At 69.1% G+C, this 20,460-nt stretch carries 20 protein-coding genes; 5 read left to right on the top strand and 15 right to left on the bottom strand.

From position 1 onward, the window contains the following. The first annotated feature begins 133 nt into the window (after positions 1 to 133). Positions 134 to 829: an FMN-binding negative transcriptional regulator gene (locus AX669_RS05945; protein ID WP_062257208.1), complete on the top strand. Its 696-nt coding sequence runs from the start codon at positions 134 to 136 to the stop codon at positions 827 to 829. A gap of 151 nt (positions 830 to 980) precedes the next feature. On the opposite strand, the gene AX669_RS05940 is transcribed toward AX669_RS05945, so the two are convergent. From AX669_RS05940 to AX669_RS05930, 3 genes are all read right to left on the bottom strand, one after another. Continuing rightward, the gene (locus tag AX669_RS05940; protein ID WP_062257207.1) at positions 981 to 2,381 is read right to left on the bottom strand and encodes a deoxyribodipyrimidine photo-lyase; all 1,401 of its coding nucleotides are present in this window, start codon (positions 2,379 to 2,381) and stop codon (positions 981 to 983) included. A 205-nt stretch (positions 2,382 to 2,586) separates the two neighbouring features. Then, positions 2,587 to 2,922, bottom strand: a complete 336-nt coding sequence (locus AX669_RS05935; protein ID WP_369815069.1) for a DUF3072 domain-containing protein — start codon at positions 2,920 to 2,922, stop codon at positions 2,587 to 2,589. 201 nt (positions 2,923 to 3,123) lie between these two features. Then, positions 3,124 to 3,312, bottom strand: coding sequence for a hypothetical protein (locus AX669_RS05930; protein ID WP_038566027.1), 189 nt, complete (start codon positions 3,310 to 3,312; stop codon positions 3,124 to 3,126). A 188-nt stretch (positions 3,313 to 3,500) separates the two neighbouring features. Between AX669_RS05930 and AX669_RS05925 the strand changes: the two genes are divergently transcribed. Beyond that, positions 3,501 to 4,277, top strand: coding sequence for a GTPase domain-containing protein (locus AX669_RS05925; protein ID WP_038566032.1), 777 nt, complete (start codon positions 3,501 to 3,503; stop codon positions 4,275 to 4,277). A gap of 144 nt (positions 4,278 to 4,421) precedes the next feature. Next, entirely contained in the window at positions 4,422 to 5,222 is an 801-nt protein-coding gene (locus tag AX669_RS05920) for a hypothetical protein (protein WP_038566036.1), read from the top strand. A 78-nt stretch (positions 5,223 to 5,300) separates the two neighbouring features. Here AX669_RS05920 and AX669_RS05915 read toward each other — a convergent pair whose 3' ends face one another. The 6 genes from AX669_RS05915 to AX669_RS05895 form a co-directional block, all read right to left on the bottom strand. Further along, entirely contained in the window at positions 5,301 to 6,986 is a 1,686-nt protein-coding gene (locus tag AX669_RS05915; protein ID WP_062257206.1) for an alpha/beta-hydrolase family protein, read from the bottom strand. 208 nt (positions 6,987 to 7,194) lie between these two features. Beyond that, positions 7,195 to 7,365 (bottom strand): hypothetical protein, encoded by a 171-nt coding sequence (locus AX669_RS13310; protein WP_156444939.1) that lies wholly within the window; start codon positions 7,363 to 7,365, stop codon positions 7,195 to 7,197. Positions 7,366 to 7,489: 124 nt separating this feature from the next. Next, positions 7,490 to 7,921 (bottom strand): universal stress protein, encoded by a 432-nt coding sequence (locus tag AX669_RS05910; protein ID WP_062257205.1) that lies wholly within the window; start codon positions 7,919 to 7,921, stop codon positions 7,490 to 7,492. 56 nt (positions 7,922 to 7,977) lie between these two features. Continuing rightward, positions 7,978 to 9,771: a DHA2 family efflux MFS transporter permease subunit gene (locus AX669_RS05905; protein WP_231729445.1), complete on the bottom strand. Its 1,794-nt coding sequence runs from the start codon at positions 9,769 to 9,771 to the stop codon at positions 7,978 to 7,980. Then, positions 9,753 to 10,334: a PadR family transcriptional regulator gene (locus AX669_RS05900; protein ID WP_231729444.1), complete on the bottom strand. Its 582-nt coding sequence runs from the start codon at positions 10,332 to 10,334 to the stop codon at positions 9,753 to 9,755. The genes AX669_RS05905 and AX669_RS05900 overlap by 19 nt, the downstream gene beginning before the upstream one ends. A gap of 238 nt (positions 10,335 to 10,572) precedes the next feature. After that, positions 10,573 to 11,271, bottom strand: coding sequence for a type 1 glutamine amidotransferase domain-containing protein (locus tag AX669_RS05895; protein ID WP_038566066.1), 699 nt, complete (start codon positions 11,269 to 11,271; stop codon positions 10,573 to 10,575). 107 nt (positions 11,272 to 11,378) lie between these two features. Here AX669_RS05895 and AX669_RS13870 point away from each other — a divergent pair, with 107 nt between their 5' ends. Then, positions 11,379 to 11,525 carry a hypothetical protein gene (locus AX669_RS13870; protein WP_231729443.1) on the top strand — a complete coding sequence of 49 codons (147 nt, stop codon included), beginning with the start codon at positions 11,379 to 11,381 and terminating at the stop codon, positions 11,523 to 11,525. Between the two features lie 262 nt (positions 11,526 to 11,787). Here the strand turns inward: AX669_RS13870 and AX669_RS05885 are convergent, their stop codons facing one another. Beyond that, a complete protein-coding gene (locus AX669_RS05885; RefSeq protein WP_062257204.1) occupies positions 11,788 to 13,188 on the bottom strand; it encodes an LssY C-terminal domain-containing protein in 1,401 nt (466 codons plus the stop codon). 256 nt (positions 13,189 to 13,444) lie between these two features. Between AX669_RS05885 and AX669_RS05880 the strand changes: the two genes are divergently transcribed. Then, positions 13,445 to 14,470, top strand: coding sequence for a hypothetical protein (locus AX669_RS05880; RefSeq protein ID WP_156444938.1), 1,026 nt, complete (start codon positions 13,445 to 13,447; stop codon positions 14,468 to 14,470). Between the two features lie 122 nt (positions 14,471 to 14,592). On the opposite strand, the gene AX669_RS05875 is transcribed toward AX669_RS05880, so the two are convergent. The 5 genes from AX669_RS05875 to AX669_RS05855 form a co-directional block, all read right to left on the bottom strand. Next, a complete protein-coding gene (locus AX669_RS05875) occupies positions 14,593 to 15,882 on the bottom strand; it encodes a hypothetical protein (RefSeq protein WP_082740624.1) in 1,290 nt (429 codons plus the stop codon). Between the two features lie 100 nt (positions 15,883 to 15,982). Then, on the bottom strand, positions 15,983 to 16,417 hold the full coding sequence (locus AX669_RS05870) for a hypothetical protein (RefSeq protein WP_062257202.1): 435 nt from the start codon (positions 16,415 to 16,417) through the stop codon (positions 15,983 to 15,985). Positions 16,418 to 16,500: 83 nt separating this feature from the next. Beyond that, positions 16,501 to 16,971, bottom strand: coding sequence for a hypothetical protein (locus AX669_RS05865; RefSeq protein WP_062257200.1), 471 nt, complete (start codon positions 16,969 to 16,971; stop codon positions 16,501 to 16,503). Positions 16,972 to 17,022: 51 nt separating this feature from the next. Further along, positions 17,023 to 19,443: an HAD-IC family P-type ATPase gene (locus tag AX669_RS05860; protein WP_062257198.1), complete on the bottom strand. Its 2,421-nt coding sequence runs from the start codon at positions 19,441 to 19,443 to the stop codon at positions 17,023 to 17,025. 131 nt (positions 19,444 to 19,574) lie between these two features. Further along, on the bottom strand, positions 19,575 to 20,174 hold the full coding sequence (locus AX669_RS05855; protein ID WP_038566091.1) for a hypothetical protein: 600 nt from the start codon (positions 20,172 to 20,174) through the stop codon (positions 19,575 to 19,577). Positions 20,175 to 20,460: the final 286 nt, after the last annotated feature.

Genomic DNA, 20,460 nt, shown 5'->3' with positions numbered 1-20,460 from the left:
CTGACGGGCTGAACGACAGGTACCCGCCGCGCGTCGCTCGCGTCCGTCGATCGTCTTGAACGCGTGTCGCGAATGCCCGGCTCGCCGAGGACGCTGCGGGCGCCCGCCGGAGCGGTGCGTCAGACTGAATGGCATGCCCTATAACCCGCCGCACGACGTCGTCACGGACGTCGAGACGATCGCCGCGTTCGTTGCGAAACATCCGCTCGCGACGCTCATCACGCACGACGGCGTCACGCCGCAGGCGGACATGGTGCCGTTGCTGCTCGTCGACGATGACGGCGCACCGACGGGCAAGGCGCTCATCGGGCACGTGGCGCGTGCGAACCCGTTGTGGGAGAACGGCCGTCACGAGGGGCTGACGCTCGCGACGTTCGGGCCGCTCGAGCACTACGTCTCGCCGAGCTGGTATCCGAGCAAGGCCGAGCATCACCGCGTCGTCCCGACGTGGAACTACCTCGTCGCTCATGCCTGGGGAGAGTTGGAGGTGCACGACGACCCGAGGTGGGTGCGCGGCGTCATCGCGAAGCTCACGGGTGCGATGGAGGGCGGGCGCGACGAGCCGTGGCGCATGGGGCAGGCACCGCGCGACTATCTGGACGACATGCTGACGAAGATCGTCGGCATCCGCATTTCCGTGCAGCGCATGGAGGCCCGGTTCAAGGTGTCGTCGCATCGCAGCGACGCCGACCGTCTCGGCGCGCGTGACGGCATCGCCACCGAGCTCGACGGACGCGGCGCGGCAGAACTCGCCGACGCGATGGGTGAGAGCTCGTCGTCGCAGACGAGCAGCATGCCCGTCGTGAACGACGCGAGGATGACGAGCTGACGCCGCTGCCACGCGCGCCACGCCGTCACCGCCATGAAGGCGAGCAACATGACGTCGAATCCGACCCAACCCCTGCGTGCAAGTGCACCCGGGTGCATCTGCACGCAGGTGCATCTGCACGCAAGGGGTCAGGGTTAGCTGAGGTGAGACGTCACTTCGTCTGCTCGTATGCCGCGAGTGCGGCCTTGCGCGTCTCGGCGAGGTCGACGATGGGTTCGCGGCCGTCGTCAGCGCCCCAGCGGCGGACGTAGCGCTCGTCGGGGTCGAACTTCTTGCGCTGCGTCTCCGGGTTGAAGACGCGGAAGTACGGTGCGGCGTCGGCGCCGCACCCGGCGACCCACTGCCAGTTGAACGGGTTGCTCGCGGCGTCGGCGTCGACGAGCGTGTCCCAGAACCACTCCTCACCGATGCGCCAGTCGATGAGCAGGTTCTTCGTCAGGAACGACGCGACGACCATACGCACGCGGTTGTGCATCGTGCCCGTCTCCCACAGCTCGCGCATGCCCGCGTCGACGAGCGGGACGCCCGTCTCGCCCTTCTCCCATGCGAGCAGCGCGTCCTCGTCGAGCGGCGGCCAAGGGAACGCGTCGAACTTCCGATTGAGGTTCACCTCGTGAAGGTCAGGGTTCTCGTAGAGCGTGTGCCACGCGAACTCGCGCCAACCGACCTCCGACAAGAACGTCTCGACGTCTTTGCCACTGCGCCGCGCCGCATGCCAGATCGCCTGCGGGCTGATCTCCCCGAAGCGCAGATGCGGCGAGAGGCGCGACGTCGCCGGCTTCGACGGTTCGTCGCGTTGGGTGGCGTAGTGGACGACGGCGTCGTCGAGGAAGTCGGCGAGCAGCTCGTGCGCGGCGTCCTCGCCCGGCGTCCAGGCCCTGGCGATGCCGGTCGACCAGTCGGGTTTCGTCGGCAGCAATGCCCAGGTGTCGAGGTCGTCACTCGCCTGGCCGGCCTGCTCGACGAGTGCGGACGGCGGGGTGAGCGCTGACGGCGCGCCGAGCGGCTCACGTGGCTCGGACTCGCTCAGGCACGCCTTCCAGAACGGCGTGAACACGCGGTACGGGGTGCCACCACCCGTTGAGATGGTCCACGGCTCGAACAGCAGGTTCGCCGCATACGAGTGCACCTCGACGTCGCGCTCGGCGAGCGCTTCCTTGATCCCGGCGTCGACGGCGCGCTCCGGCCCGCCGTATCGGCGATTCCAGCCGACGAAGTCGACGTCGAACGTCTCGACCACATCGAGGACGACGTCGTGCGCGGCGTCGCGTCGCAGGACGAGCGGGATGCCGAGCGCCTCGAGCTTCTCGCGCAAGGCGACGAGCGAGTGATGCAGCCACCACTTCACCGCGCCGCCGAGCGGGCGGAGGCCGTCCGATTCCTCGTCGAGGACGAAGAGCGCGACGACGCCCGCGGGCTCGGACGACGCGCCGTCATCCGACTCCTGCGAGCCTTGGGAGCCCTGTGAGGTGACGGCGTGATCGACCGCCGCACGCAGCGCCGGATGGTCGAACGTACGCAGGTCGTCACGGAACCAGACGAGGGAAGTCATGGAAGCCATTGTGGGGTCTGACGATTAGCGCCGGGAATCATCGACACGTCATTCGGTGCGTGCTCGAGCCCCGGTGGGGGCATGACCCGTGGTCACCGCGCAGTGCGCCGCCCTCTCGTCGCAGCGCACCTCCGCCCGACCTGGCGCCACATGTTCCACGTGAAACATGTCGCGCCGGGCCGACCGGTGGCGTCTGGCAGTTGCCTCAGTTGCCCTGCGCGCCCTGCTGGTTGACGCGGTTGTTCGAACCCTGGAGGCGATCGATGTGCTTGCTCGCCTCGGCCTTCGTCAGCGTGGCGGGCAGTGTCTCGCCCGCCTCCTTGGCGAGTGTGTCGAGGTACGACTTCTGCGCCTCGGTCATCGGCTCGTCGCCGGTGGCCCACTCGTCGGGGTCCCGCTGCAGGGAGGCATCGTTCGGGCCACCCTGCGTCGGCTCCGTCGCGCCGAGCATGTCCTGGCCCTGCTGAGCCTGACCGTTCGGGGCGCCCGGAGCGGGCGCCCCGAGGGTGTCGTCGGGCTGATTCGTGTTCATGTCAGTCATGCTCGTGAGGCTAGACCGAGGCACCGACAACCGCTACACCCTCGGGCGTGATTTCGTCGGCGCGACGCAGGCGCACAACAGATCCGGCGCACCGTCAGACGCGTCACGCCGTCGCCGGATCGCCGTCGAGACTTCCAGGGACAGAGCGGGCCGTGACCTCGGGGTCAGGGGCCGGCCGGCACCTGGTCGGAGGCACTCAGCTCACTGGTTGGGCGTACGGGGGCTGGTGCCGCCGGTCGTCTTGTCGGGCACGGCGTCGGCGCCGTTGACGTTCGTCTCACTGTCGGTGCCGAAACCGCTGCCGCCTTCGGAGACCTCCCCGGCGCCGCCGGGCTTCTGGCCGTCCGCGTCGTCGTTCTTGGCTGCTTCGTGGATGTCTTCGCGAGTCATGTCTTCACTCTAGGACGCGCAGGCCGCTGGTTCACCACCCACGCGGATGGTCGGACGCGGCGAGCGCGCAGCACCGCGAAGGCGTCGGAGAAACCCCCGGAGAGGCGTTTCGACGCCGTTTCGGGTTGACTAGAGGGCAAAGTGCTCGGCGCCCCGGCGTCGAACGAGCCTCTGCCGAAAGGTGAACCGTGACCTCGAAGAACACCGGTGCCCGCCACAACGCCGGCCTTGCCGCTGCCGGCGCCAGCCTGGCCGGAACGGCCCTCACCGCCCTCACCGCGGCACCCGAGAAGATCTCCTCCCTCGTGCATCGCCGCTACCCGACGGTCGCCGTCACGGGCATGACGGGCGTCGGCAAGACGCGCCTCGTCGACCGTCTCGCGCGCCGCACGAGCCCCGACGCCGTCACCGAGGCAGGCTCGGCGACGATGGAGCGTCGGACGTCGAAGTCGCCGCGGCTCAAGGGTTTCCGCTTCCGCGTCGTGCCCGGCGACAACGCCGCGACGCGCCTCGCAGCCCTCGACGAGGTGTTCTACGAGGAGCCGGTCGACGGCATCGTCCACGTCGTCTCCTACGGCCACGCGACGCCGCGACGCGCCGGCGGCACGAGCGGCGCGGCGCCGTCACGCACGCGCGACGAGCAGCTCGCCGCGGAGCTGGAGGACTGGACGATCACCGCGCACCGCATCGCCGCGATGGCGGTGCGCCGAGCCAAGCCGATGTGGGTCGTCATTGCCGTGACGAAGGCCGACCTCTACCCGAACGACATCGACGCGGCCGTCGACTACTACTCACCCGGCAGCGGTTCGCCGTTCGCCGCGAAGCTCGACGAACTGCGCTCCCTCGCCGGTGGAGCGACGATCTCGATCGACGTCCTGCCCGTCAGCGCCGAGAACTCCAAGGAGCTCGACGCCCTTGTCGGCAAGCTCGAATCCCGCATGGCGGCGCTCAGCGGCCACCTGTGACGTGAGCGAATCGGGCTGCCGGGCACGAGTTTCGGCCGGGTCGTCTCGGTCGGCATGGCGCCTTCGCCACGGCCGCTATCTCTGCCACAGTGGAGGTGCGGCACGGCGTGACGTGTCGGCACCGTTCGACGACAAGGGGAACTCATGCGCACCGTCCCAGCTCTCACCGCCGCGGGCCTGCTGACGCTCGCGCTCGCCGCGTGCGGAAATGGCCAGGACGGCGCGTCGCAGAACGCCACGGTGGCGCAGTCGTCCGCGTCGTCGACGACGCAGCAGGCCGCACCGAGCCAGACGCCCTCCGAGCGCAGCTCTTCCGCGTCGACGTCGTCTACGTTTTCGAGCACTCCCTCCAGCGCGGCCGCGAGCGCCTCGTCCACGTCGCCGAGCACGAGCGACGGTGCGTCGGCGAGCGACCCCGCAGCGCCGCAGGCGAGCGCAACCGGCTCGGGCGCGGCGCCGTCCGGCAGTCAGGACTCGGCGGGCCCGACCGCCTCGGCGAGCAGCGCGCCGTCGACGAGCGGCACCGCGACGGCATATGCCTACGCCGCGACAGGATGGTCGCAGTTCACGACGCCCACGGGCCGCAACTGGTGCGACATGACGAAGGGCGTCGTCGGCTGCCACCTCACCCCCGAGGTGTCGGCGAAGCACGGCGGCGCGAACTACGTCATGCTGACGCCGAAGGGCGTCGGTTTCCTCACCGGTGACCCCGGTTTCGACACCGACGGCGAGGCTGCGCGCTGGACGTCGAGCGTGCCGAACGCACCGGTGACGACGAAGGACGGCACGGCCGTGCTCGGCTACGGCAGCAGCTTCACCTCCGCAGGAACGACGTGCACGAGCAACGTCAGCGGCATGACGTGCACGAACGCGGTCGCGAGCTTCACCGTCAGCACCGGTGGGGTGACGATGACGGGCAAGCTCGATCCGACGCGTCAGAACTGACGGCCCGCCAGATCATTGCCCGCAAACGCGTCGAGGATGACGCGTTTCCGGGCGATGATCGCTGACGGCGAGCGCGCCTCAGCGGCGCCCGACGGCGTCGATGATGGCATCCTCGCGCGAGCCGGGGTCGACGTCGAGCACCTTCGCCCAGGCCGGCACCATCTCGGCGCCGAAGTAGCGGTGACCGTAACCGCCGGGCACCTCGTTGGAGACGAGCATGTCGGCGCTGACCTGCCAGAAGGTGACGAACGGAGCCCAGCTCATCTGCGCCATCGGCGTGTTGTCGCGCGTCTCACGCAGCCACTCGGGTGAGTTGAACATCAGGCGCGGCGACCACCACACGACGGGGTCGGACGGGTGCTGCAGGTAGACGACGCGCGGTTTCTGCCACGCGCCCAGAGGGCGGTCGTACTCGTCGGCGCCCAGCTGCGACGGTTCGCCCGCGAAACGGATGTGACGCCCGCCGTTGATGACAGGGTCAATGGTCGTCGAGCCGGGCGCGCGCTCACGCGTCAGCCGCGCTCGGTTCGGCGAGAAGGCGGGCGTGCCGCTGAGGACGCCGCCGTCGGTGCGCTCCAACATCTGCTGCGGCGAGTCGAACGAGTCGTCCGCGCCGTAGGCGCCGAGCGATTCGCCGGTGAAGTACACCTTCGGGCGCTGGGCCGCGGGCATGGCGTCGACGCGGCGCCGCACCTTCTCGAGGACGATCTGCGACGCCTTGCCGGGGTCGCGTGGCGCGGTGAGCAGGCCGAACGCCGACGGCAGGTTCGAGTACGCCATCCCGACCGCAGCGGTGTCGCCGCCGAGCAGGTACTCGAACGAGGCAGCGCCCCACAGGTTGACGTATCCGGTGCTCGTCGGCGTGATGACGAGCATCGCCTTGCGCTTCCAGGCGTCGGTGCGGTCGAGCTCTGCCACCGCGAGGTCGGCGTTCTTCTCCAACGACTGATTCGCGCCGACGAACACTCGCACCGGCTCCTTGGCTGGCTTCTTCGTCACGTCGGCGATCTGCTTCGCGTCCGGCCCCGCGGCGACAAACTTCGCGCCGTCCTGGCCGAGGCTGTTCCACGTCAGTGGCGAGCCGGGGCCACCACTGCGCAAAGACGACGTCGGTGCGTGCTCACCGCGCGGCATCTGCTGGTTGACGCGGTCTGCGTTGCCCCCGACGACGGCGAGGACGGCGGGTTCGACGACGACGTCGATCGCCACGACGACCGTCGCGACCGTGATGACCGATGCGGCGAGACGGGCCGCTGCCTCCCGCACGATGCGTGAGGAGACCTTCGTGAGGAAGAAGCGGGTGAGCCCGGCGAGGCCGCGCCAGACGAGGATGAACAGGACGAACACGACGACCGCGACGAGCGTCGAACCGGTCGGATACCACCACCCCGGCCCGTCGACGTCGACCTGGCGGCTGACCTCCCGCTGCCAGTCGATCGTCGCCTGCGGGAAGCTGATGACGATCAGGGCCGCGAACGCGATGCCGATGCGGCCGAGCAGCACGCGTCGACGCGGGTTCATCGTGACATGCAGGCCCAACCAGCGCGCCGTCGCGTGGACGAGGCGCCCCAGCGCGAGGCCGAGAACGTACCCGCACACCCCGCTCAGCGCCGCGACGAGGCCCTGCATCCACCAGGGGCGCGGCAGCAGTGACGGCGTGTTCGCGATGATGTAGAACAGCGCGGCGAACACGAGACCCGTGTGCGAGAAGCGTGCGAGGAGCAACCTGACGCGCGGCGGCGCGGGGGCTGCGGTGGACGGCATGAGGCTCCTCGGATCGGGGTCTGCCCCATGGTCTCAGAGCGGGCACGACGCATGCGCCCCGGTCGCGTCGTCACCGTGCGGGGCTCGCGGCCACGCAGGTTCGACGCGCCGGGGCGCGTGCGTCGTGTTCAGGTGAGGCGTGCGCGCGTGCGTCGTGTCATGCCTGCCGACGCTCGCGGCAAACCACCGCGCTCAGCGGCGGCCGCCGTCAGCCCTCGTCGGCGTCGGCGTGCTGGCCTTCGTCGGTGCTGCCCTCGTCGCTGCGACCGCCGCTCGCGACATCATTGTTCTCGCCGCCGTCGCCGCCGGTCTGGGCGCCGGGGCCGCCGTCCTGCTGGTCGACCTCGGGGGTGTAGTTCTCGCTGCTCGTGTCACTCATAGCACGAACCTACTCCCGTGACGGCGCCGCGCGCCACCGTCCGACGGGGTGCAGCCCGCCGATGGGACGACGCATCTGCGACGCGTCAGGCCGCCGGCCCGGTCACGCGCCGGGCCGCGCCGCGTCAGTGGCGCGTGACGAGGACGGGGCAGTCGGCGTGCGTGACGCAGTAGCCGCTGACGGAGCCGAGCAGCATGCCCGTCAGCTCGCCGTGGCCGCGGCTGCCGAGCACGAGCAGCGCCGCCTCCTTGGAGCGCTTGACGAGCACATTGCGCGTGTCGCCCTCGATGACGTGCGGTCGCACCTCGATGCTCGGGTGGTCGGCCTGCACCTTCGCGACGATCTCGTCGAGCATCTGCGTGCTCTCCTGCGCCGGGTCGAAGTTGGCTTCGAACGCCACGGCGTAGCCGTAGTTGGTGGGCCACTGCCACGTCGTGACGGCCTCGAGCGGCTGCTTCGTCAGCTCGGCGTGCTGCGCGGCCCATTCGAGGGCGCTCAGCGACGACGGCGATCCGTCGACTCCGACGACGATGGGCTTGGTCGTGTTGTCAGCCATCCGAGGCACCTCTCGTGAGTGTTGCAATGAGCCCGACGCCGGGTCTCACCTTCACGCTAGGGGCGCGACGCGCCCCAGGCCAGGGACCTTTGGCACGGATCGAGCGACCACCCCATCGAAACCGGACGAACATTGCCCGCGGACGCGTCATGGATGACGCGTTCGCGGGCAATGTTCGTCCGGGGCCTACGGCTTCGCGACGCAAAGTGAGCGTCCGCCGCGTGACGGCCGGTCCTGCGGTGCGGGTTGGTGAACATCACCGCGGCGATGATGCCGACGATGAGCACCGCGGCCGGCAGATACAGCGTCTCGCCCATGGCGCGGGCGAACTGCTCGGCGACCTGCGCCGGCATGTGACCGCCGCCCGCCTGATGCGCGCCACCCGCAGCCTGCTCACCGAGGTGGTGGCGAAGGCGCGAATCCAGGAGGGAGGCGACGGCGGCGGAACCGATGACGGCGCCGATCTGACGTGTCGTGTTGTAGATGCCCGAACCTGCGCCGGCGAAGCGCGATTCGAGGGTGCGCGTCGCCGTCACCGAGAGCGGCGCCCACATGAACCCGTTCGCCACACCGAGCAGGCAGGCGACGGCGAGCAGCCACCAGATCGACGTGTCGGCGCCGAGCATCCGGCCGTACCAGAAAAGGGCGACGGAGAAGCATACGAGCCCGAAGCCCGCGAGGATCGCGGGGTGCTTGCGGTCGACGAGACCACCGACGACAGGGGCGAGCAGACCGGAGATGACGGCCATGGGCGCGAGCAGCAGCGCGGCCTTCGTCGGCGAGTAACCGAGAACGGCCTGCGCGTAGATCATGATCGGGAACGACATGGCCGTGATCGCGAACCCGACGGACGTGATCGCGATGTTGGCGAGGGAGAAGTTGCGGTTCGCGAACAGGTGCAGCGGCACGAGCTGCTCACCCTTGTATCGCCGTTCCCACAGGATGAACAGGACGAAGAACACAAGGCCGAGAATGATGAGCAGCGGCACCGAGACGATGCCCGTGATCGTGCCCCAGTCGTACTGCGCGCCTTCTTGGATGCCGAACACGACGCAGAACAGTGCGACGGCCGACAGCGCGACCCCGACGAGGTCGAACTTGTGCGCGTGACTCGGCAGCGACGGCACGAGCTTCCACGCCATCGCGAGACCGATGAGGCCGACGGGCACGTTAACGAAGAAGATCCACTCCCACCCGGCGTGGTCGACGAGGACGCCACCGAGGATCGGGCCGACGAGCGTCGCGACACCCGCCGTCGAACCCCACACGCCCATGGCCTTGCCGCGGCCGTCCGCGGGGAAGATGCGCGTGATGATCGCCATCGTCTGCGGCGTCATGATCGCCGCACCGAGACCCTGGACGACGCGCGCGGCGATGAGCACGCCGACGTTCGGGGCGAAGCCGCACGCGGCCGACGACAACGTGAACACGGCCAGACCGATGAGGTAGAGGTTCTTCGGGCCGAAACGGTCACCGAGGCGTCCGGTGATGAGCAGCGGCACGGCGTAGGCGAGCAGGTACCCGCTCGTCACCCACAGGACGTTGTTGAGGCTCGTGTCGAGCTTGTCGACCATCGTCTCGGTCGCCACGGAGACGATCGTCGAGTCGACGAGGATCATGAAGAACCCGATGAGCAGGGCGCTCAGCGCAGCCCACGGGTTGATGTCGGGCGCGGCGCCCGTCGTCTTCGCGCCCGCATCTGCCGCAGTTCGGCGCGCCGATGCGGACTGCTGCGGCGGGGCGCCCGTGGCGACGGACGCGCCCGCGTCAGAGTGGGCGGCGCCTGCGGCGGGAGCCGCAGGCGCGCCCGACGTCGCGGACGCGTCGTCGGTCAGTGGCTGGTCGGCCATGTGAGTTCCTTCGATTTGATGTCGTGGACGACGGAGGCGATGTAGTCGCGCTCGGTCGTCAAAGTGGCGAGGCGGTGCTCGTGGGCGAGCATCCAGATGCGTTCCGCGCCCTGGTTGCGCCCCTGCTCGAGGCTGTCGCGCATCTGGGCGATGTGCTCGTCGAGGACGGTGACGCGCTCGGTGAGCAGGCGCGCCGCGCGTTCCGGGCCGAGGGCCTCGAGCTCGCCGAGGGCGAGGGAGAATGAGAAGTAGGGGTTCTCGACGACGGTGATGGCGGAGCTGATCCACGCGACGAGGAGCTCGCGCCCCGCGTCTGTGAGGCGGTACGTCGTGCGGGGCGGGCGGTTGCCGTCCTGCTCGGTGCCCACGACCTCCGCGAGGCCGCGCGCCACGAGCCCGTCGACCTTGTGGTAGAGCGACGCGGGCCGCAGCTTCACCCACTGATCCTCCCGGCGCGCGCGGAGGGTCTGGATCATCTCGTACGGATGCATGTCGCGCTCCGCGAGAAGACTGAGGACGGCGACCGCCAGCGGCGCCACGTCCAGGGGGTCTGTTGTGGTCACGCGATGACTATTCCACATGGACTATTCAAAGACGAAACCCTCGTTCCCGTGACCTTGCTCACCCGCCCCGTAGCCAACGGCGATCTACGTCCACCTCTGCGAATTTCGTCCACCTTCGCGATCTGCGTCCACCTTCGCGATACATGGCCACATCGGAGACCCTTGGTCACATTCACCCCTGAGCGAAGCACACTGCTGCCCCGGCGCGACGCCCGTCGCGCCGGGGCAGCCGTGTGCGTCAGGAGAGGTCGGCGAGAATCCGCTCGGCGAGGGCGCCGGCCGACTGCGGGTTCTGACCCGAATAGAGGTTGCCATCGACGACGACGTGGGGACGCATCGGCAACATGCCCTTGTCGCAGTCGACGCCTGCGTCGACGAGGGCGTCCTGCAGCAGCCACTTCGCCTTCCACGCGAACGGGTTGAACCGCTCCTCGACGTTCGACAGGCCCGTCATCGTGCGACCGACGAATGCGTTGGAACCGTCGTCGCGCGTGGCGGCGAGGATGGCGGCCGGGGCGTGGCACAGCAGCGCCAGCGGCTGGCCGGAGTCGAGGCGCCGCACGAGCAGCGTCCCTGAGACGGGGTCGACGGCGAGATCCTCCATCGGGCCGTGGCCGCCGGGGTAGAACACGAGGTCGTAGTCGCTCTCGTCAACGGTGTCGAGCGCCAGAGGGTGGTCGAGCTCTTGCTTGATGGAGTCGAGGTAGGCCCGAATCTCCTTGCGGCGCTTTGGCATTCCGCCCGCGACGCCGAGGCTCAGCTCATCGAGCGTCGGCGCGACGCCGCCGGGCGTCGCGATCGTGGTGCCCCACCCGGCCTCGCGGAACAGGCGGTGCGGCTCGGCCAGCTCCTCCGCCCAGTAGCCGGTCGGGTGCACCGAACCGTCCTTCAGCGTCCAGCCGGTGGCTGCGGTGACGACGAACAGCACCTTGGTCATGGCGATTCACCCTTCGTTGCGGTCGGCGCGGCCGTCGACCCGTCGGAAACAACCGGCGCCCGACGGTGTTGATTCCCCCTGACGGACCTCCTACGAAGGACGAACCCATGCAGACCATTCTGGGCGCCGGTGGCCCCATCGCCGACGAACTCGCTCGTGCGCCGGAGTTCTACGGCCCGGGCAAGACGAAGAGTCTGACGATCAGATGGTGTTCGACCGTATCGGGGCGGGCAAACGCCCGGTTGTCCCGTTGAGCGCCACGACGAAGCGCTCGCTCATCTGGACCCCGGACGCCTCCCGCGCCATGGCGCTGCTCGGCAACACGCCCGACGCGATCGGCCAGACCTGGCGCCTGCCGATCGACCCCGACCGCGAGACGTACGCGCAGCTCGTCGAGATCGCCTCCGAGGTCGCGGGTCGTACCGTGAGGGCATCGAGCAGATCCTCGCTGACTGACCGGGCGAGCGAGTCTGTCAGCGACGAGAACGAGCGCGTTTCACGTGAAACACCACACCGTCAGGCCGCGGCGCCCTCACCCTCGACGAGGCCCTGCTCGACCCAATCCCGCGCCGACAGGCTCGTCAGCGCATAGACGACGAGCAGGTCGACGGAGAGGGACAGCAACGCGCCGAACGTCGGCCGCGTGCCCTGCAGGTACTGCCACATCTGGCTCGCCTGCGACAGGGTGACGAGAGCGATCATGATGAGTCGCGCCCACACCCCGCCGAAGAACGTGCGGTACGCGAGCCACAGGATCGGCACATACGTCAATACCCCGATCCACAGGGCGACGTTCGTCGGCAACTCGGCCGGAACGTCGCCGAGGACGTCCCGGCCGTTCGGCCCCAGAACACCGTCGCCGCCCCAGACGAGCGCCGCCATCGACACGAGGGCAGAGGCGACCGCGAGCACGCAGGCCGCGACGATCGAGGGCGGGCGACGCCCCACCGTGCCGAGCACCTGCCCGTCCTCGCTGGCGCCGTACGCCGTCGCGCCCGGGGCGACGGCAACGGCGGTGAGGTCGACGACGGGCAGGTCGCCGTCCGTCATCACCGCGTCGCCGCCGCCGTTGCGGCTGTGATAGCCGGTCGTGAAGTCGTGGAGCATCTCGACGCTGACGGCCGGATCGGCGTCCGTCACCGTGCGCAGCACGTGGTCGCGTTCGGTGTCGATGTCGCGCGCGATACGGTGCGTGACCTGAAGCGTGAAGAACGACAGGCCGACGCCGGAGTCGAACGTGCCCGACGCGAGCCAATCGACCCGCCGGCCGCCGGGCAGCAACCACTCGTCGGGCGTCGGCCAGAACCGTACATGGTGACGTTGCGACGGGTTGCCGTCGACCTCCTGCTGGTAGGCGAACTCCTGCGTGCGCCGGAACAGCACGAGCGGGCTGACGGGTGCCTCGGCGTAGCTTCGGCGCAGCAGCGACGACACGACGATGCGGACGCTCGACCCGAGCGTCACCGGGTCGGCCTTGACCCACCCGGCGCGCGTCATCGTCTCGTGGATCTGCTGTTCGTCGCCGATGAATGCGAGGTTGAGGGGATCGCCGAGGCGCCCGTCCGTCGTACGGCTGCAGCCGATGAAGTAGTCGGGCACGTAGATCGTCGTGAGGACGCGGTGCAACCGTGGCAGCGCCAGGTAGGCCATGACGGCCCAGAACCCGACGAGCAACAGGAGCAGCGACCACGACCACGTCGCCTCGCGTAGCAGCAGCACGGCGAAGACGAACGAGCAGATCATGACGGCGAAGAAGAAGACGTTCTCCAGCCATGCCAGCCCGAGATGCCGGCCGAGGCCGCCCATCATGACGACCGGCTCAGCGGCCTCACCCGCGCCGGATTCGCGGACCGGGGCCAGGGCGCGCGAGGGGTCGGTGCTCGCGCGTGTCTCGCTCGAGCGTCGGTCGCGTTCCATGGTCCTCCCACCCGTCACGACCCCCTCCGGACGAGGGTGCGCACCCCATTGTCCCCCGCGTTCGCCCCGCATCCCGGCCGGCGGCGTGGCGGTGGCCGTTGCGGTTGGCGACCGAACGCCGGGAGGCCGAACGCCGACGCGCCCACCGTCGGCTGTCGAAGTTCTCGGCTCGAGCTCTCGTGTTCCACGTCACACACGGCAATACTGAAGAAGGAGGTGTGTCCAACACGCACCGACTCGAGAACAGGAAAATGCCATGAACCGTTTTGTCCGCACCACATGCTTGACGACGTTCGCCGGAGCCGCCCTGTTCAGCGCCCCCGCCTACGCAGCCCCTACGGCCGGGCCCGGCGTGTCGGCGACTCCAAGCATCACCTACACGACCGACGGCACCACCGTCGCATTCAACTTCAACCTCAAGGGCACGCAGCACTATGCCAACGGGCCGGATCACACGACGACTCGTACCCCTGGCCCCATCTCCATGAGTGTCGACTTCGGTGACGGCAAAGGCCGTACCGGCGGTGATTCCGGCGTCCTGCAGTGCACCTCGAAGGGCGTCTCGCCACTCAACTTCTCGTCTCCTTACCAGTACCGCTACGCCAAGCCCGGCACGTACAAGGTGAAGCTCGACTTCCGGTACTGCGGTGACGCCAACAACTCCCACGTCACGAAGACCGTCGACGTGAAGGTCGATGCGACGCCGGCGCGCCCCGGCAAGGGTGGCATCAAGCCGTTCATGAACAGCGACCTCTTCGTGTCCAGTTCCGGCCGCACGCTGACCTACGATTTCGTCGCGCAGGGAGTGCAGCACTACGTCTCCACCAATGGGGGCACGCCGTACCCGAACAAGGATCTCACCGGCTACCAGATCGACTTCGGTGACGGCAAGAGCACCGGCGGCAACGGCACCGGGGGCGCGACCTGCACCAACGTGGGCGCCGACCCGGTCTACCTCAACCTCGACAACCGGAGCCACACCTACGCCAAGGCTGGCACGTACACCGTCAAGGCGACGGGCTACTACTGCGGCAACGGGGGCGAGAAGACCGTCACGTCGACCAAGATCGTGAAGATCGGCGCGTCGGCCCAGCCCGTGCCCACGCCGTCCAAGCCGGGAACCCCCGGCGGCACGACGACGGGCTCGACCACTGTGGGCCCGAAGGTGCAGACCGACATGACGCGCGAGGGCAGCTCGACGAACACCACCGCGGCGTTCGCGGGCGGCGCGCTTCTCGCCGCAGCGGGCGGCACGCTCGTCGTTCGCCGTCGCACCCGATGACGGATCCGGCGAGCGGCCAGCCTTGTGGCGGCCCTCGCCGACACCCGGCAGCGGAACGGCCCGAACCTCACGAGAGGTTCGGGCCGATCCGCGTGTGCCCAGCCGGGCCGCCAGGCATTGGCTCAGGTGAGTTCGAGGTACTCGTCCCAGCCGCCGGGCGGCGTCTCGCCGGGGGCGAGGGCCTGTAGCTTCTTGACGACCTTCGGGTCCTGCGCGTCCATCCAGTCGCACAGCTCACGGAAGGACACCATCTTCGCGTCCTTGTGCGCGGCGACCTTGCGCATGACCTCCTCGACGGCGTCCATGTAGATGCCGCCGTTCCAGCCCTCGAAGTGGTTGCCGATGACGAGCGGAGCGCGGTTGCCCTCGTACGAACGGTTGAACCCGGCCATGTAGGAGTCGACGGCCTGCTTGCGCCACGTCGCGTGCATGGCCGGGTTGCCCTTCGTCACCTTCGACTGGTTGAACATGATGTTGTAGTCCATCGACAGCACCTGGAAGCGCGTGCCGGCCAGCGGGATGGACTGCAGGCTCATGTCCCACAGGCCCTTGTCCTTCTTCGGCCACATCTGCAGCGTGCTCTTGCTCGTGTCGTAGCGCCATCCGAGCTTTGAGGCCTCGGTGCGCAGGTTGTCGCCGCCCTCGAGGCAGGGCGTGCGTCCGCCGATGAGTTCCTTGTCGTAGTCGAACGGCAGCGGCGGCAGGTCGTGGAACCCGGTGTTGGTGCGCCAGTTCGCGACGAACGAGCGGGCCTGCTCGATCTCGCTGCCCCAGTCGCTCGGCGACCACGTCGAGCCACCCGTCGGGCCGCAGAAGTGGCCGTTGAAGTGGGTGCCGATCTCGTGGCCCTCGGTCCACGACTCGCCGATGCCCTTGATCGTCGCGTGGACGCAGTCATCGGGCAGAAAGTTGATGTCGGTCGCACCAGGCTTGTGGTGCGGCGCGTGGTAGAGCGTCTTCTTGCTCTCGGGCAGGAAGTAGATGCCGGAGAGGAACAGCGTCATGTGCGCGCCGGTTTCACGTGAAACCTTGCGGAAGCGCGACAGCAACGGGTTGTCGACGAGCTCGGCCGCACCGTCCCACGACACGACGACGAACTGCGGCGGCACGTCGCCCTTCTTGAGCTTCTTGGGCTTGTAGAGCCCCGGCTGCGGGCCGGTGTCGCTCATCGACCCGTCGCCGATCGTCTTGCCCTGCGGGCTCGCCGACGACGCCGACGCCTTGGCCGAGCTGCCGGCCTTGACGCCCTTGCCGGAGCCGTCCGACTTCGACGACGTGCTGCATGCGGCGAGCGCCCACACGCCCGCGCCGCTCAGCACGGTGCGGCGCGCCACCGCAGCCTTCGACAGCGCCTTCGCGGTGCCGTCGTCGCCTCGTCCATCGTTCGTCGTTCCGTTGCCGTCAGCGGCCATGCTCACGTGTTCCTCCCGTTTGCCCCCGGTGTTCTTGTCTGCCGTTCCACAGTACGCGGGACCCCTGACGAGCGCCCAAGTCGACGCGCCGGACGGTGCGTCAGAGCAGGTCCTCCATCGCACAGCAGAGCACCTCGACGGCCGTCGCCCGCGCGCGGCAGGTCGACATCGGCACCTGGCCGAAACGGCCTCGCGCGACGGGGCTGCGGTTCAGCGCCCGGGTCGCGTGCTCGTCCCAGGTGACGTCGACGAACCAGGCGCCGTCAGCCTCGACGACCGCGCGCACGCGACCGAAAGCGCACACCTCCTGGCGCACGGCGAGATAGGCCCAGATGACGTCGCCCGCCCGCATCGTGCGGTAGCCACTGCGTAGGCACCAGCGTTCGAGTGGCTGCGAGCGCCCGATGGCAGCCCACACCGCCGTGGCGTCCGAGCGGGTGCGCCAGTCGTCGGGCTGGTGCTCGGCGTGCGCTGCGGGGTTGATGGGCAGCAACCAGTGAACGTCCCGCGCTGAGGGCGCCGCGCTCGTGTCCATGATCTCAGTCTCCCAGGGTGCGCCGGCCGATCATCGCCCGCAAACGCGGCATGGACGACGCGTCCTCGGGCGATGTTCCTCGCTCAGAACGTCGGCGGGTGCTCGCCCTTGATGACGAAGTATGACCCGCGGATCTCGCCGGCGAGCTTCGACTTCTGCCGCGCGAACTTGAACGCGCTCAACTCCTCGGGCACGTCCATGCCCTGCGAGAGCTTGAACCCGACGGCGCGCTTGCCGCCGTCGGCTCGCGTGTAGAGGACATTGACGGAAAGGCCCGAGGCGTAGAACACGTGAACCCACGTGATGCCGTCGACGTCGTTGACGCTCACCTGCAGCGGCTCGGACGCGAACGTGATGCGGCGCTCGTCGGCGAGGATCGACTCGACCCACGCGAGCGGCGCCGGCGCGTCGGCGACCACTTCGACGGTGAACGGGTGCTTGTACTTCGTGTCGAAGTAGCGCGCCTCGTTGGCACGCAGACCGGCGAGGGCGTCGGCGACGGGCGAGGACTCGAGGCCCTGCGTCGTCACGTTCTTGAAATCCACCGTTTGCATGTCGGCCCCCCCTGTCGCTGCGCTCGTCGAGAGTCTACTGACGCCGGCCCTTCAGGATGCCGCGGGCGCCTGGGCCTGACGTCGCGCCACCACTCGATGCACACCCTCGAGCGCGGCGATGCCGACGAGCGCGCAGACGCCCGCGATCGCCATCCTCGACAGGTTCGTCGGGTCGAGCGAGAACCAGCGACGGGTGAACGGCAGCAGGAACATCGGGACGTAGGCGAGGAAGCACGCCGTCACGAGCGCGAGACGCAGGCGGTCGAGCGGACGCGCGACGATGACGAGCACCCACCAGCTGCACGCGATGAGCGTCGTGAGCGTCGCCGTCGCGATCTGGGTGTGCCCGGCGCCGAACCCTGCGTCGGTGACGGCGTCCGCACCGCCGCCCTGGCCGTGGCGCACGAGCAGGTAGCACGCGAGCGTGACGGCGGCGATGACGAGCCCCGACGGAATCGCGAACCGCATGACGCGCGGCACGAATCCGCTGCGCGCTCGTTCGCTGTTGGGCAGCAGTGACAGCACGAACGAAGGAACGCCGATCGTGAACCAGGCGGCGATCGTCAGGTGGATCGGCTCGAACGGGTACGCGAGCGAGGGCGTGTGGAACAGGTGCGCCCCGAGCCCGAGCAGGCCGATGACGAGGGCGAGCGTCACCGCGTAGATCGTCTTCGTGAGGAACAGGTGCGCGACGCGTTCGATGTTGCCGATGACGCGGCGGCCCTCGGCGACGACGTGCGGCAGCGTCGCGAACTTGTTGTCGAGCAGGACGATCTGGGCGACGGCGCGTGTCGCGTCGCTGCCGGAGCCCATGGCGACGCCGACGTCCGCGTCCTTGAGGGCGAGGACGTCGTTGACGCCGTCACCGGTCATCGCGACGATGTGGTCGCGGCTGTGCAGCGCCCGCACCATCGCGCGCTTGCCGTCGGGCTTGACGCGCCCGAACACGACGCCCTTGTCGAGCGCGTCGGCGAGTTCGGCTGTGTCCGTGGGCAACTTGCGTGCGTCGAGCGCCTGGTCGGCCTCGCCGAGGCCGAGGGATTCGGCGACGGCGCCGACGCTGCGCGCGTTGTCGCCGGAGATGACCTTCACCTCGACGCCCTGGTCGTGGAAGTACTTGAGCGTCTTCGCGGCGTCGGGGCGCACCTTCTGCGCGAGCACGACGAGGGCGCGCGGCGTCAGCTCGCCGGGCGCGCCGTCGGCGTCGACGCGCGTCTCCGCCTCGGCGAGCAGCAGCACGCGAGCGCCGCTCGCGCCGACCTCCGTTGCGCGCTCACCGTCGGCGCTGTCGGGGTCGAGCAGGATGTCGGCGGCGCCCATGACCCAGTTGCCGTGCCCGGCGAACGAGACGCCCGACCACTTCGTCGCGGAACTGAACGGCGCCCGCGCCTCGACGCCCCAACCCGGCGCATCGCCGAACGCGTCCTTGACGGCGAGCATCGTCGCGTTCGGGTGCTCGTCGGCGTGCGCGAGGGCGGCGAGTGCCTCCTTCGCACTGCCCTCGTCGGTGTCACCGAGCGGTTCGACGCGTTCGAGCGTCATGCCCGGCTCCGTAAGGGTGCCCGTCTTGTCGGCGCAGACGACATCGACGCGCGCGAGGCCCTCGATCGCTGGCAGCTCGTTGACGAGGCACTGACGGCGCCCGAGGCGGATGACGCCGACGGCGAACGCGACGGACGTCAGCAGCACGAGGCCCTCGGGCACCATCGGGGTCAGTGCGGCCACCATGCCGAGGACGGCCTGCTTCCAGTCGTCGCGCGCGAGCAGCAGCTGGTTGACGATCGTGATGAGGCCGGCGGGGATGAGCAGGTAGGTGATGACCTTGAGGATGCTGTCGATGCCGCTGCGCAGTTCGGAGCGCACGAGCGTGAATTCGCCGGCGTCGGCCGTGAGCTTGGCGGCGTACGAATCTCCACCGACGGCGGTGGCGCGCATCAGCCCCGAGCCCGCGACGACGAAGCTGCCGGAGCGCAGTTCGTCGTCGCTGCGCTTGTCGATCGGGTCTGATTCACCCGTCAGCAGTGACTCGTCGACGTCGAGGTGATCGGCGCGCACGACGACACCGTCGACGGCGATCTGCGAACCGGACGACAGCTCGACGATGTCGCCGGTGACGATGTCCGTCGTCGGGATCTTCTTCGCCTCGCCGTCGCGCCGTACCGTCACCTCGGCCGTGTTGACGATGCTGAGCTGCTTCAGCGTGTGACGGGCGCGCAGCTCCTGCGCGATGCCGACGATGCTGTTGATGACGATGGCGAGCCCGAACAGCGCGTTGCGCAGCGAGCCCGTCGCGACGACGAGGGCCACGAGGATCGCGAAGATCGCGTTGATGCGTGTGAACAGGTTCGCTCGCACGATCTGCCACGTCGAGCGCATACCGTCGTCAGGGGCGTGGTTGACCTCCCCGCGACGCGTCAGTTCCTCCACCTCGGCCGTGCTCAGGCCCGCCTCGTGCTGTTCCCGCTCTCCCATCGACCCATTGTCTCGTGACGGCCTCCCCCGCGTGGCGCGAGGGCCGGGCCGAGACTCAGGGTGGCGGGTCACTCACAGGTAGGCGGGCAGCCGCGCGCCTACCTGTGAGTACCCGCCATCATGGGCTGCGATCAGATCTTCGACGCGCGATACCCCGCCTTGATCGCGGCAGCCGGCGTCGAGAAGCACATCTCGGGGTGCGTCTTCGCGTAGAAGCGCTGGCCGGGCCTGTGGAAGATGTGGCTCGACGCATTGCCCTTGATCGGCGCCCAACTGGGGCAGTTGACGCTGCCCTTCGGCATGACGATGGCGCTGCCGCGCGATGGCGCGGGGGCCGTCACCTTGACGTAGACACGCGTCGATGTCGAGGCCTTGTTCGTCGACGTCGCCTTGAGCTGAACGCTCCAGTATCCGCTCGCCTGCGGGGCCATCGACGTCGCGAAGTTGCCGCGCGCATCGGCCTTCAGCGTGCGCTGCGCGGTGTTCGGGGCAGAACCGTCAGCGTCGAAGAACACGACGACAGACGCACCCGGAGTCGCCGTCCAGGTCTTCGCCAGCTTCTGCGCCTGGCCCTTGAGCGTGATGCTCGAGCCCTTCGTGACCGTCGTCGGTGTCACGGCAAGGTTCGCGACGCGCGTCGTGACGGTCGCCGCGGCCAGGGCGGGCGTGGCGGTGAAGGCGGTGGCGGCGGCGAGCGTCGTCGCGCCGGCCAGGGCGAGGGCACGGTTCATCTGGGCGTTTCCTTCGAGGTGGGAGGGGTGACGGCCGTCGGCACGTCACCGCCGATCCTAGAGGTCATTGCGCTTTCAAGTTCTTGCTTTGCCCGAATCTCGCCGCTGGGCCGCCTGCCTCGTCGAACGGGGGCTGATTTCGTGGACACCGGCGACGGGCAATCATCCGGCGCTCCGGCAGTATGCGAGGCATGATCACGTCATGGTGAGGAACGTGTGGCTGCGTCCAGCGTCCGAGGCGGGCAGCCCGGACAGCACGGACACCGCCCGGTGCGCCATGTGCGGT

It is taken from the genome of Dermacoccus sp. CCH2-D9, from assembly GCF_001556795.1.
Lineage (GTDB): Bacteria > Actinomycetota > Actinomycetes > Actinomycetales > Dermatophilaceae > Dermacoccus > Dermacoccus nishinomiyaensis.
This window is presented reverse-complemented; position numbering and strand designations above follow the sequence as displayed.